The following is a 13,137-nucleotide window of genomic DNA, read 5'->3' on the forward strand; positions in this document are numbered from 1 at the left end:
AAAATGCAAGGTGCTGACTTTCATGTGAACGCTGCGGGTCTAGCGAAGTGCGACTTGCCGCTTTAGATTGTATGTCGAAGTCAACTATTGAAACAGGACTGGATGATTCGGATGCCTGCAGCGTTTAATCGCAGACACGTTATTTCTCTTGCCGGGGCGGCGGCTGCCGGTCTGGCTTTTGCCGGTGGCGCGAATGCGCAGCAGCGTAGTCCGGAAGGCACAGTCGATGCAGCCAAGATTGCCGAACCCGGCAAGCTCAAGGACATGGTCTACGGCAAGGCGGACGCACCGGTCACCATCGTTGAATATGCATCGCTGACCTGCCCGCATTGCGCCGATTTCACCATCAACACCTTCCCGAAAATCAAGGAAAAATATATCGATACGGGCAAGGCACGGCTCATCTTCCGTGAGTTCCCGTTCGATCCGCGCGCGACTGCCGCTTTCATGCTGGCGCGCTGCGCACCGGAAGACCGGTACTTCCCGATGGTCGACGTTTTCTTCAAGCAGCAGCAGCAATGGGCGACTGCCGAAGACGGCGAAGCCGCTCTCCTGCAAATTGCAAAACTTGCCGGTTTTACACAGGAGTCGTTCAAGGCTTGCTTGACGAACCAGCAACTTCTCGATGATGTGAGAGCCACGATGGAGCGTGGATCGAAGGATTTCGGTGTGAATGCAACGCCGACTTTCTTCATTAACGGACAAAAATACGCTGGAGCGCTTTCGGTTGACGAAATGTCGGCAATCATCGACAAGCTTCTCTGATCCGTTTTTCAGATCGAAAAGCGGGCGCTCCCTTGCGCCCGCTTTTTGCGTTTCTGGGACGATAGCCGGAGGCGTTTGCTGATGCGCTTCTCCAAGCTGCGTCTTGTCGGCTTCAAATCCTTCGTCGAGCCCATGGAGTTTGTCATCGAAGGCGGGCTGACCGGCGTCGTCGGTCCGAACGGTTGCGGCAAATCCAATCTGGTCGAAGCGCTGCGCTGGGTGATGGGTGAAAACTCATACAAGAACATGCGCGCTTCCGGCATGGACGATGTGATCTTCTCAGGCTCCGCCACGCGGCCCGCGCGCAATACGGCGGAGGTCACGCTCTTCCTCGACAATTCGGACCGCAGCGCGCCGGCAAGCTATAATGATGCGGATGAGTTGCAGGTTTCCCGCCGCATCGAACGCGAATCCGGCTCGGTTTACCGCATCAACGGAAAGGAAGCGCGCGCCAAGGATGTGCAGCTTCTCTTCGCGGATCAGTCGACAGGTGCTCGTTCGCCGTCGATGGTCGGGCAGGGCCGTATCGGTGAGCTGATTCAGGCAAAGCCGCAGGCCCGTCGCGCGCTTCTCGAAGAAGCCGCTGGCATCTCAGGACTGCATACGCGCCGCCACGAGGCCGAACTGCGCCTTCGGGCCGCCGAAACCAATCTGGAGCGTCTGGATGACGTGGTGGGTGAACTGGGTAGCCAGATCGAAAGCCTAAAGCGTCAGGCCCGTCAGGCAAATCGCTTCAAGGCCCTTTCCGCAGATATCCGCCGGGCGGAAGCCGCACTCCTGCATCTGCGCTGGTCGCAGGCAAAGATGCAGGAAGGCGAGGCGCAAAGCGCACTGGCGCAGGCGACTTCCGCCGTTGGCGACATGGCGCAGGCGCAGATGAACGCTGCAAAGGCACAGGCAGTCGGTGCGCACAAGCTGCCCGAACTGCGTGAAGCCGAGGCCAGGGCCGCGGCTGCGTTGCAGCGCCTCTCCATTGCTCGCACCCAACTGGATGAGGAAGGCGAGCGTCTTCGTGCTCGCCGGGCAGAGTTGATAAAGCGCCTCGAGCAGCTTTCCGCCGATATAGCGCGCGAAGAAGAAATGATGCGCGAGAACGCCGATATTCTGGCGCGACTCGACGAGGAGGAGCAGGAACTGATCGCTTCTGCCGAGGAATCCGGCGAACGCGATCAGGAATTGCATGCGTTGTTCCAGGAGGCGGAAATTCGCTTGCAGGACAGCGAGAATGCATTGTCCCGCGTGACGGCTGAGCGTGCCGAAGCGGCTGCGGAACGTGTGCAGATCGAGCGGGCCCTGAAGGAAACCCGTGACCGTCGCGACCGTTTGGCCGCTCAGATGGAAGCGATCGAGCGCGACATTGCTTCGGTTGCGGAGCAGATCGGCGGCTTGTTCGATCCGGCGGAAAAGCGCATCGTGGTCGACCGTTGCGCGGAAGCGCTAGCCACGGCGGAAGAAATGGTCGCCAGCGCGGAAGAGCTTGTCGCCAACGCACGTGAGGCGGAAGCCGCCAGCCGCCAGCCTTTGAGCGAAGCCCGCACTGAACTGAACCGTATCGAAACGGAAGCGCAGACGCTGGCCCGCATTCTGAATGCCGGTGAAACGGGGCAGTTCCCGCCAGTGGTGGAAGAACTGCGGGTTGAGAAGGGTTATGAAGTCGCACTCGGTGCAGCACTTGGCGAAGATCTCGATGCGGCCAGCGATGAACACGCGCCGGTCTATTGGGCTTACAATCCTGCCGCCAATGCCGATCCTGCTTTGCCGGAGGGCGTGACGCCGCTTGACCGGCTGGTGGAAGGGCCGCAGCAGTTGCGCCGCAGGCTGGCACAGGTTGGCGTTGTTTCGGATAGCGACGGCAAGCGCCTGCAAGCCTTGTTGCAACCGGGCCAGCGGCTGGTGAGCAAGGCGGGCGCGCTCTGGCGTTGGGACGGTTATACGGCGAGCGCTGATGCGCCAACGCCGGCGGCCCAGCGGCTGGCGCAAAAAAACCGGCTGGCGGAACTCGAACAGGAAGCGGTTGCAGCCCGCAAGCGCGCCGAGCAGGCCGAACAGGACGTGCAGCGTACCGAGGCTGGCGTTCGCGAGGCCATTGAGCAGGAGCGTGTTGCCCGCGATCAATGGCGCGCAAACCAGCGCAAACTCGATGAAGCGCGCGAAGCCCTGGCTGCCGCCGAACGCGCCGCAGGTCAGCTCGCGACACGCCGTGCGGGTCTGGAAGACAGCAAGGCGCATCTCACTGAAAATCTCGAAGAAGCGCAAATGCGCGTCGCGGAAGCCGAAGATCGGCTTGGCGAAATGCCGGATATCGATGCGATTGGCGAACGGCTCGCTGCATTGAGCAGCGAGGTCATGGCGGATCGCGCGGCGCTGGCTGAGGCGCGTGCTGCCTATGAAGGGCTGCGGCGCGAGGCCGATGCCCGCAAGCGGCGGCTGGAAATGATTGCGCTGGAGCGCCGCAACTGGAAATCCCGCGCGGAAAATGCCGGCCGCCATATAGAAGCATTGAATGATCGTCGGGCGGAAACGGCGGATGAAGCCGAGGCGCTTGCGGAAGCGCCTGACGAGATCGAGAGCCGTCGCCGGGCGCTTTTGAACGAGCTTTCGCAGGCTGATGCCCTTCGCAAGCAGGCGGGCGATATTCTGGCCGAGGCAGAGGCCGCGCAGGCGGAACTCGACAAGACGGCCACTCTTGCCATCCAGCAGCTGGCGGCGAGCCGCGAACAGCGTGCGCGTGCCGAAGAACGGCTTGCGGCGGCGGAAGAGCGGCGCAAGGATGCCGAAGCCCGCATCGCGGAAGCCTTGAACTGTCCTCCGCATGAGGCTATTCGCCAAGCAGGCTTGAAGCCGGACGAAGCCTTGCCCGATCCCGATCAGCTGGAACGTCAACTCGAGCGGTTGAAGATCGAGCGCGAGCGGCTTGGCGCGGTCAATCTGCGCGCCGATGAAGAGCAGCAGGAATTGTCCGGACGTCTCGATACCATCGTCTCCGAGCGGGAAGACGTCATTGAGGCGATCAAGAAACTGCGCCAGGCAATCCAGAGCCTCAATCGTGAGGGACGTGAGCGCCTGCTGGCTGCATTTGACGTTGTTAATGTGCAGTTCCAACGCCTGTTCACGCATCTCTTCGGCGGTGGCACGGCTGAACTGCAACTGATCGAAAGCGACGATCCGCTGGAAGCGGGTCTTGAAATTCTCGCCCGCCCGCCCGGCAAGAAGCCGCAAACCATGACGCTGCTTTCCGGCGGTGAACAGGCACTGACGGCCATGGCGCTCATCTTCGCGGTGTTCCTAACCAATCCGGCACCGATCTGCGTGCTCGACGAAGTGGACGCACCGCTTGATGACCACAATGTCGAACGTTACTGCAATCTGATGGATGAAATGGCGGCTTCGACCGAAACGCGCTTCGTTGTCATCACCCATAACCCGATCACCATGGCGCGCATGAACCGCCTGTTCGGTGTCACCATGGGCGAGCAGGGCGTGAGCCAGCTCGTTTCGGTGGATTTGCAGACAGCGGAACGCCTGCGCGAAGCAGGCTGATACATAATCTGTATGGAGGGTCGCATGAGCGGCGATCACGATCATGGAGACGCCAGGGACACGCCGCTTCCCAGGCTTTGGATCGCCTTCGCCCTGACCAGCCTTTACATGATCGCCGAGATCGTCGGCAGTTTCATCACCGGCAGCCTCGCGCTTTTATCCGATGCCATGCATATGGCGACTGACAGCTTTGCGCTTCTTCTTGCCTTGATCGCAATTTATCTGGGCCGACGGCCAGCTGATATTCTTCGTACCTATGGCTACGCCCGCTTTGAAATTCTTGCGGCATCAGTCAATGCGCTGCTGCTGTTGGGTGTGGCTTTCTTTATTCTTTATGAAGCCTATGCGCGTCTCTGGCGTCCCGCAGAAGTACAGTCCGTCGGTATGATGGTCGTTGCCATGGTCGGCCTTGTCGTCAACCTGATTTCGATGCGTGTCTTGACGGGACATAAGGATGAAAGCCTGAACGTCAAAGGTGCTTATCTTGAAGTCTGGGCGGATATGCTGGGTTCAGCCGGCGTGATTGTCGGGGCCGTGATCATTTATCTGACTGGATTGGAGTTGGTGGATTCACTGATCGCGATCGGCATCGGCTTCATGGTATTTCCACGCACATGGGTTTTGCTCAAGGAATGCATCAATATTCTGCTGGAAGGGGTTCCGGCCGGACTGGACCTAGATGATCTGCAGAAAGCCGTTCTAGCTGTGCCCGGCGTGGCGGCGCTCCATGACCTGCATATCTGGTCGCTGACCAAGAACCAGAAATCCCTGACCGCGCATATCGTATTGACGCGCGGCGCAGACGGCGAAACCGTGCGTCGCGCAGTGGAACATCTCTTGCAGGAACAATACGATCTTCATCACACCACTCTGCAGACAGAAGCGGTGGACCGCGTGGCCGTCGAACAGGTGCACAAAGTTATGACTATTAAGAGACTGTAGTTGTTACAATTGATATAAGTAATAAGTTAGCATATGTTTGCGCGATGTATAACTATATTATATCGCTAATAATCTATAAGTATACTACTAAAGTGATTATTTTAATGCGTCAACGTAAATATTTGATGTCGGATGCGGTGCAAATTTGCACGTGATCACAATTTGATAAGCCTGTTACAGAGATGCTTTTCGTCAGGTGACTTATCCTGGTTCAAAGCGCGAGTCAGTAACGTTGGCGATTGCCTATTTGCGAGTCAGCTTTATCAGTCGTGGGAAGGGGCAAAGTGCGCTGATTGCTGCAGCCTATCGCCATCGGACAATTATGTATTTCGAGCGTGAAGGAGCAACAGTTGATTTTTCAAAGAAGGAAGGCCTCATCCATGAGGAGTTTATGTTGCCAGCAGCTTCTCCTGAATGGGTCCGTGCAATAACTCAGGGCTCGGTTGGGCAAGCTTCGGAGAGCTTTTGGAATTTCGTCGAAGCATCAGAGAAACAGGTGCATGCGCAATTGGCACGCGAGGCCATAATCGCCTTACCTGGCCAATTGCTGCCAAGTCAGAACATTGCACTCGTGCGAGAATTTATCGAAACGCATGTTCTGTCTAGAGGCATGGTAGCTGACTGGGTTTATCATGACGAGCCTGGCAATCCTCATATACACCTGATGATGAGTCTTCGGCCTCTCACGAACGAAGGTTTCGGAGCCAAAACGATAGTAATTTGCGATGAAACCGGGTCTCCAAAACGACGCGTTAATGGACAGTTGGTCCGGACTCAATGGGGAGGAAATAGAACTGATTTTTTAGAGTTCCGTAATGGATGGTTTGAGTGCCAGAATCGGCACCTTGCTCTCGCTGGTTTTGACCTGCATATCGACGGACGGTCCTACTCAGAACAAAACCTTGACATCGTGGGTATGGTCCATGTCGGCCCTGCAGCGTCAGGTATTGTTCGAAAAGCCAAAGACGCGAGCAAAACCGACCATGTCCGTCGTGCTGAGTTAAACCAACACCGCAAAGACGAAAATCTGCAGCGGATCATCAGGCGGCCAAGTATCGTCCTTGATATCGTAAGTTCCGAAAGGAGTGTTTTCGAAAGAAAAGATTTGGAGAACATTATTCGCAGATATTCGAACGATAATGCCCTTTGTTCGCATCTTTCTGCGGAGATTCTTAAAAGTCCAGAAGTGCTGAGAATCGATAGGGCGCCGTTTGAACTCAACAAAAAAAATCAGGTTCTGGAAAAATTCACCACGAAAAGATTGATCAGGATGGAAGCCCGAATGGCTATGAATTCGGTCCGTCTTTCGAAGCTTAAAAGCCATCCAGTTCAGGCTAACCGAATGGATGAGATATGTGATCGGCACAGCTGGCTCAACAAGGAGCAAAGAACAGCAATCCGTTATCTGGTCGACGGGCAGAGCATAGCTGTTGTCGTGGGAAGGGCTGGGACAGGAAAAACTTCCATGCTGAAAGTGGCCGCTGCGATATGGAGGGACGCAGGCTATACTGTGCTTGGGGGCGCTCTGGCTGGAAAAGCAGCCGAAGGGTTGCAAAACGGTGCGCATATTCAAAGTCGCACGCTGGCATCGTGGCAACACCGTTGGGATGTCGGAAAAGACCGGATTGACTCTCGAACGGTGTTCATTGTTGACGAAGCGGGTTTGGTTGCGTCAAGACAGATGGCTGCTTTCCTGCAAGTTGTTAAAGACGCCGGTGCCAAAATTGTGCTGGTTGGCGATGCCGCGCAGCTACAGCCTATTGAAGCGGGTGCTGCGTTCAGAGCAATCGCGGACAAAGTAGGCTATGTAGAGCTTGAGACAATTCTCCGTCAGCGAGAGGCCTGGATGCGTAAAGCATCGGCTTGCCTGGCGACCAATAAAACCAAGTTGGCGTTGGACGAATACGATGTCCACGGGAAAATCCATTCCTGCAGAAACAAAGACGAGGCACTTGCACGGCTGATTGCAAATTGGGACGAAGCGAAGTCGAAAGGTGTAAATTCGCTTATCCTTGCGCATTTGCGACGTGACGTGCAGCAGCTCAACCTGCTTGCTCGGCAGAAACTCATCGACAGAGAACTAATCGGACGGGAATTTTCATTCGAGTCCATTAACGGTCCCAGAAAAATTGGAAAAGGCGAACAGCTGATTTTCCTGCGAAACGACAGCTCATTGGGCGTTAAAAACGGAACCGTTGGCCAGGTGGTATCTGCCGCTCGAAATGCAATTGTCGTTCGGATTTCAGAGGGCGGCAAACATCGTGAAGTCAATGTAAATAGTAAAAATTATAATGAAATAGATTACGGATATGCAACTACAATACATAAATCGCAGGGTGTAACTGCTGATAGGGTTGATGTGCTCGCCTCTTCCACATTGGACCGGAATTTGACTTATGTAGCGATGACGCGCCACACAGAAGATCTAAATATATATTATAGCAAAGAGATATTCAGGAACAAGGAGAGCCTTGGAACGGTACTTTCACGTAACAATACGAAGGAAACCACCCTCGATTATGATAACGGTCCCATCTACATGCAAGCGTTGAGGTTTGCTCAAAATCGGGGGCTAAATCTACTTAGGGCTGCGCGGACACTTTATTATGACCGTCTCTCCTGGATCGCCGACCAGGCGAAACGGTTGCAGGAAATGGGTTTACGGCTTCAAATAATTGCACGCTCCCTACCAGAGAGAGAAGTGGCCATTACTGGCGAGACTTTGGTGCCCGGTGTTTCAGAATATACGAAATCGGTTTCCCAAGTCGTGGCGGCGCAGTTGGCAGGCCACCGTGCGCTTCAGCGTGATATCGAAATGATAAACTCGAGCTTAGGGAAGATCTTTAAGGATCCCGAGAGCGTCGTTAAGAAGCTGGAAGTTTCATCGTTGTTGGCCGAGGAAGACAGCTGTCGAGCAAAGCTCAATCTGCTGAGGGAGAAACCTGGGACCTTAGGAGCCCTTTATGGCCAAGCCGGCCTTTTTGCTGGCAGGCGAGCAAGACAGGAAAGAGAAGCCGTGCTCAACGCTGCGGGATATCTTGCGACTCAGATAAGTCTGCATCTTGATTATCGGAAAAAGTTGAAAGCGTCGTTGGAGCGAGATGAAATCGAGCGGCGCCAACGGATGAGCGTGGAAATTCCATATCCGTCCGAGGCAGCCCAAAATTATCTTGTGGATGCAGGAAAATTGGGTGACGAACAGTATGCTCAACGTCATGAAGCTTACCGCTCTTTGGATCAAGGAGTGAAAGCGGAGCTTGAAGCTTTTGCAACGGCGATTGATCGCCGATTTGGGAATGGAGCATTCTTGGGGGCGTGTGACAGAGTTTCAATAGAACAAAAGCTCGCAAAGGTTATGGCGTATTGTACGGAAGAACAACGTCAATACGTTAACAACGCATGGAGCCTGTTACGAGCGGCTCAAAAAATTGAATCCGATAAGCTGCGGGTTAAAATTACCGAAATGTACAGCATAAAAAAATCAATTTCGTTGTCGATTTAAAGGAGACAAGCGTTTGCATGCACGATATAGGATCAGAAACAGCCGAACCTTTCAATAAAATCGCTTTACTATTTTTCTTTTTTTATCTCTTCTTCTCTTCTCACAAGTTCGTTTTCTATTGCCTCTCGGATAAACGCCGAAATTTTATAATTGCCGACCAAGTCCGTAATGCGCTTCTTAGTTTCCAGAGAGATTCGAATTTTTGTCTCGTGCAAATTTAATGGTGGACGTCCCATGATGGCGGAAGTTCACTCCTTGTTAGATTTCTCAAATCGGTCAGTTAAATAAACATCCCCGTTTATTGACATCCTAAACATCCCCGTTTATTGTGCGTTGACATCGGCTGAATGACGTTTTGCCCACGCCACTCAGCCTGACCATAACCCAAGTGTATAGGACTCGGATCATGGCTGATTCTGAGAATAGCACAACTATGCCTCAGTTTACCCCAGAAAACCTGCTTAAATCTATCGAACCAGTTAGGGGGGCTGTTTTACGTGATGCCGCCGAGAGGTTAACTGCGTCAAACGCCGACCTCTGCGACAGAAGTGGCGTTGATCCTGTCGTCTCGTATTGGCGACGGTGGAGCGTAACACACGCGAGAAGCAATGAACTGTGCCGTCTTCAGCAAGGATTAGAGACCAAACTTCTGAAGAAAATTAGCTATTTGCCTCAAGCCGAGCAAGAACGTGTATCATCTCGCATTTTTCATTCCATCGACCAAATCAGAGGTCGTCGTGCTGGCTCGGAGGCGGCTGGCCTACAAGAATACGCAATAACAGAGCCGCAAAAAGCAAACAACAAACGGCGCGAGGTTAACGATGAATTGGACTACCGGAATGCCTACAGGGATCATTTACAAATTCTAGATATAGAGTTTGACCTTGCTGAGGCACTCTTCAATGCTCCGGCTAAGACAATCGTAGGGATTGTTGCAAAGCTTCATTGTGTTCTTGAGATGCGAGATCCTCTCGGAGTTGAAGATGGCGAACCATGGCCGCTGTTAAGGTCTATTCTGTTCGATTTGATCCGGGTCGAAGAAGATAGCAGCTTGTAATTGAGCGAGCTTTAGGTGGCCTAGCAATTCTTCCGTTCAGATCGCTAGCAGGTGCTAAATCTAAGATCGTTTCTGATTCGACCTGCTGCGAATCTTCATTGATCGCTCCAGATTGCCAATTCATTTCCGGCCGGATCTGTGAAATGAAAACGCCTCCCGCCGGGAAAGGAAAAGATGGGTTTCACAATGATTCCGCCCGCGTCAGTAACTGCCGCTAATGCGTCTTCCAGCCGCGTAGCATAGAGTACAGGCAGAGGCTTTGCCATTGCCTGTTGGTCGGCGTCAAAACCGCCGTCCAGTCCCTCCGAAAAGGCGGAGTAGGTTGGGCCATAATCAATGAAAGACCAACCGAAGGCGCGTGCATAGAAGTTCTTCGTCGCATCGAGCGAACCGTTTCCCGCTGGCATTTCCAGATAGTCGAGCTTACCTGTGATCCGCATTGTCAAACTCCATGTTCATCATTTGTTCTTAATTTGCTGTATCTGGTACACAGAGTCAATCTGTAGCGGGGTCGTTGCCCCACCTCTAATCGATTCTATTGTCGCGGCCTCTCTTTTTTGGTTGGCAGCAGCGTTGCTGATCGCATAAGCAACAAGGGCGGGTACAGGTAAAGCTTGCAACTGTTGCAGGACTTTTATGAGCTGTCCTTGCATCAAGGGAGGCCATGATGGCGAAGTGGGTGTACACGTTCGGCGACGGCAAGGCAGAAGGTGCGGCAAGCGACCGCAATCTTCTCGGCGGAAAGGGAGCGAACCTGGCTGAAATGAGCAGCCTTGGTCTGCCAGTGCCTCCGGGCTTTACCATCACGACCGAAGTCTGCACCTATTATTACGATCACGACCGGTCCTATCCATCCGAATTGAATGATCAGGTTCAGGCGGCGCTCGCCCATATCGCGAAGGTGACGGGGCGCAATTTCGGCGATGCCGAAAAGCCGCTGCTGGTGTCTGTGCGGTCCGGTGCCCGCGCTTCGATGCCGGGCATGATGGATACGGTGCTCAATCTTGGTCTTAACGACGAGACCGTGCAGGCCATTGCCCGCGAGGCGGGCGATGAGCGCTTTGCCTATGACAGCTACCGCCGTTTCATTCAGATGTATTCGGATGTTGTGCTGGGTGTCGACCACGGCTTTTTTGAAGAAATTCTCGAAGACAAGAAGGCCGATCTCGGCGTCGATGTCGATACGGCCCTGACGGCAGAAGACTGGAAGGACGTTATCGGTTCTTACAAGGCGAAGGTCGAGGAAGAACTGGGCCAGCCTTTCCCGCAAGACCCGCGAGAACAACTTTGGGGCGCCATCGGCGCCGTCTTCTCGAGCTGGATGAATGCGCGCGCCATCACCTACCGGCGTCTGCATAACATCCCGGCGGCCTGGGGCACGGCGGTCAATGTGCAGGCCATGGTGTTCGGCAATATGGGCGAAACCTCTGCCACCGGCGTTGCGTTCACACGCAATCCTTCGACGGGCGAAAAGAAGCTTTATGGTGAGTTCCTCGTCAATGCGCAGGGTGAAGATGTGGTGGCGGGTATCCGCACGCCGCAGAACATCACCGAAGAAGCGCGAATTGCTGCCGGGTCCGACAAGCCATCGCTTGAAAAGGTGATGCCGGAAGCCTTTGCCGAATTCCTCAAGGTCGCCGACCGGCTGGAACAGCACTATCGCGACATGCAGGATCTCGAATTCACCATTGAGCGCGGCAAATTGTGGATGCTCCAGACCCGCTCGGGCAAGCGCACCGCAAAGGCTGCGTTGAAAATGGCCGTGGAAATGGCGGGCGAAGGCCTTATCACGCAGGAAGAAGCGGTTCTGCGTGTCGATCCGGCAGCGCTCGACCAGCTTCTGCACCCAACCATCGACCCGCGCGCCGAGCGTCAGGTGATCGGTCAGGGACTGCCGGCATCGCCGGGAGCTGCGACGGGTGAAATCGTCTTCTCGTCGGAAGATGCCGAACAGGCAAAATCGGAAGGCCGCAAGGTTATCCTCGTTCGCATCGAAACCAGCCCGGAAGATATTCACGGCATGCATGCGGCGGAAGGCATTCTGACGACGCGCGGCGGCATGACCAGCCACGCGGCGGTTGTTGCTCGCGGCATGGGCAAGCCATGTGTTTCGGGTGCCGGGTCGCTTCGCGTGGATTATCGCAATGGCGTCATGCTTGCGGCGGGCCAGAGTTTCAAGAAGGGCGATGTGGTTACCGTCGATGGCGGCACCGGGCAGGTTCTCAAAGGCGCGGTCGCCATGTTGCAGCCGGAGCTTTCGGGCGATTTCGGCAAGCTGATGGAATGGGCTGACCGCACCCGCCGGATGAAAATTCGGGCCAATGCCGAAACACCGGCAGATGCCCGCACGGCGCGTTCCTTCGGCGCGGAGGGTATCGGGCTGTGCCGCACCGAGCACATGTTCTTCGAGGGAAGCCGTATCGTCGCCATGCGTGAGATGATTTTGGCTGACAATGAAGAAGGGCGGCGCGTAGCGCTGGCCAAGCTTCTGCCGATGCAGCGTTCGGACTTTGTCGAGCTTTTCGAGATCATGAAAGGCCTGCCTGTCACGATCCGCCTGCTCGACCCGCCATTGCACGAGTTCCTGCCGCATACGGATGAGGAAGTGGCAGAGGTTGCCCGGTCGATGGGCGTCGACAGCGCAAAGCTTCGCGAACGCGCCGACAGCCTGCATGAGTTCAACCCGATGCTTGGTCATCGCGGCTGCCGTCTGGCTGTATCCTACCCGGAAATCGCGGAAATGCAGGCGCGGGCGATTTTTGAAGCCGCCGTTGAGGCTGGCAAGAAAACCGGCGAGCCTGTCGTGCCGGAAGTGATGGTGCCGCTGGTCGGATTGAAAGCCGAGCTTGATTTCGTCAAGGCGCGCATCGATGCTGTTGCCCAGGATGTCATGACCGAGGCGGGCGTCAAGATCGATTATATGGTCGGTACGATGATCGAGCTGCCGCGTGCCGCCTTGCGCGCAGCCGAAATCGCAGAAACCGCCGAGTTCTTTTCGTTCGGCACCAACGATTTGACGCAGACCACATTCGGCATTTCGCGCGACGATGCCTCGTCGTTCCTGACGTCCTATCAGCAACGGGGCGTGATCGAACAGGACCCGTTTGTGTCGCTCGATCTGGAAGGCGTCGGCGAACTGGTCGAAATTGCCGCCGAGCGCGGACGGAAAACCCGCCACAATATCAAGCTCGGCATTTGCGGCGAGCATGGCGGCGATCCGGCGTCGATTGCCTTCTGCGAAAAGACAGGTCTCGACTATGTGTCCTGTTCGCCGTTCCGGGTGCCGATTGCCCGTCTTGCGGCTGCGCAGTCGGCTGTGCGCAAGGTTTGA

At 55.2% G+C, this 13,137-nt stretch carries 7 protein-coding genes; 6 read left to right on the forward strand and 1 reads right to left on the reverse strand.

What is annotated here, in order from left to right:
- Window positions 1–111 precede the first annotated feature (111 nt).
- The 5 genes from F9K78_RS11395 to F9K78_RS11415 all read left to right on the forward strand — a co-directional run bounded on the left by F9K78_RS11395 (window position 112) and on the right by F9K78_RS11415 (window position 9,806).
- The gene (locus F9K78_RS11395; RefSeq protein WP_025091947.1) at window positions 112–765 is read left to right on the forward strand and encodes a DsbA family protein; all 654 of its coding nucleotides are present in this window, start codon (window positions 112–114) and stop codon (window positions 763–765) included.
- A gap of 81 nt (window positions 766–846) precedes the next feature.
- Complete coding sequence (gene smc, locus F9K78_RS11400) at window positions 847–4,305, forward strand: chromosome segregation protein SMC (protein ID WP_063619993.1); 3,459 nt, start codon at window positions 847–849, stop codon at window positions 4,303–4,305.
- Between the two features lie 24 nt (window positions 4,306–4,329).
- Window positions 4,330–5,247, forward strand: a complete 918-nt coding sequence (locus F9K78_RS11405) for a cation diffusion facilitator family transporter (protein ID WP_128006063.1) — start codon at window positions 4,330–4,332, stop codon at window positions 5,245–5,247.
- 232 nt (window positions 5,248–5,479) lie between these two features.
- Complete coding sequence (gene traA, locus F9K78_RS11410) at window positions 5,480–8,749, forward strand: Ti-type conjugative transfer relaxase TraA (RefSeq protein WP_167518111.1); 3,270 nt, start codon at window positions 5,480–5,482, stop codon at window positions 8,747–8,749.
- Between the two features lie 406 nt (window positions 8,750–9,155).
- Window positions 9,156–9,806 (forward strand): hypothetical protein, encoded by a 651-nt coding sequence (locus F9K78_RS11415; protein ID WP_151682201.1) that lies wholly within the window; start codon window positions 9,156–9,158, stop codon window positions 9,804–9,806.
- A 95-nt stretch (window positions 9,807–9,901) separates the two neighbouring features.
- Here F9K78_RS11415 and F9K78_RS11420 read toward each other — a convergent pair whose 3' ends face one another.
- Window positions 9,902–10,246 carry a VOC family protein gene (locus F9K78_RS11420; protein WP_021586088.1) on the reverse strand — a complete coding sequence of 115 codons (345 nt, stop codon included), beginning with the start codon at window positions 10,244–10,246 and terminating at the stop codon, window positions 9,902–9,904.
- A gap of 227 nt (window positions 10,247–10,473) precedes the next feature.
- Between F9K78_RS11420 and ppdK the strand changes: the two genes are divergently transcribed.
- Window positions 10,474–13,137, forward strand: coding sequence for a pyruvate, phosphate dikinase (gene ppdK, locus F9K78_RS11425; RefSeq protein WP_151682202.1), 2,664 nt, complete (start codon window positions 10,474–10,476; stop codon window positions 13,135–13,137).

The organism is Brucella pseudintermedia (assembly GCF_008932435.1).
Taxonomy (GTDB): Bacteria; Pseudomonadota; Alphaproteobacteria; order Rhizobiales; family Rhizobiaceae; genus Brucella; species Brucella pseudintermedia.

Excerpts from the sequence above, each read along its gene's own strand:
- F9K78_RS11395 (WP_025091947.1), top strand. The coding sequence starts at position 112 with ATGCCTGCAGCGTTTAATCGCAGACACGTTATTTCTCTTGCCGGGGCG.
- smc (WP_063619993.1), top strand. The coding sequence starts at position 847 with ATGCGCTTCTCCAAGCTGCGTCTTGTCGGCTTCAAATCCTTCGTCGAG.
- F9K78_RS11405 (WP_128006063.1), top strand. The coding sequence starts at position 4,330 with ATGAGCGGCGATCACGATCATGGAGACGCCAGGGACACGCCGCTTCCC.
- F9K78_RS11415 (WP_151682201.1), top strand. The coding sequence starts at position 9,156 with ATGGCTGATTCTGAGAATAGCACAACTATGCCTCAGTTTACCCCAGAA.
- F9K78_RS11420 (WP_021586088.1), bottom strand. The coding sequence starts at position 10,246 with ATGCGGATCACAGGTAAGCTCGACTATCTGGAAATGCCAGCGGGAAAC.
- ppdK (WP_151682202.1), top strand. The coding sequence starts at position 10,474 with ATGGCGAAGTGGGTGTACACGTTCGGCGACGGCAAGGCAGAAGGTGCG.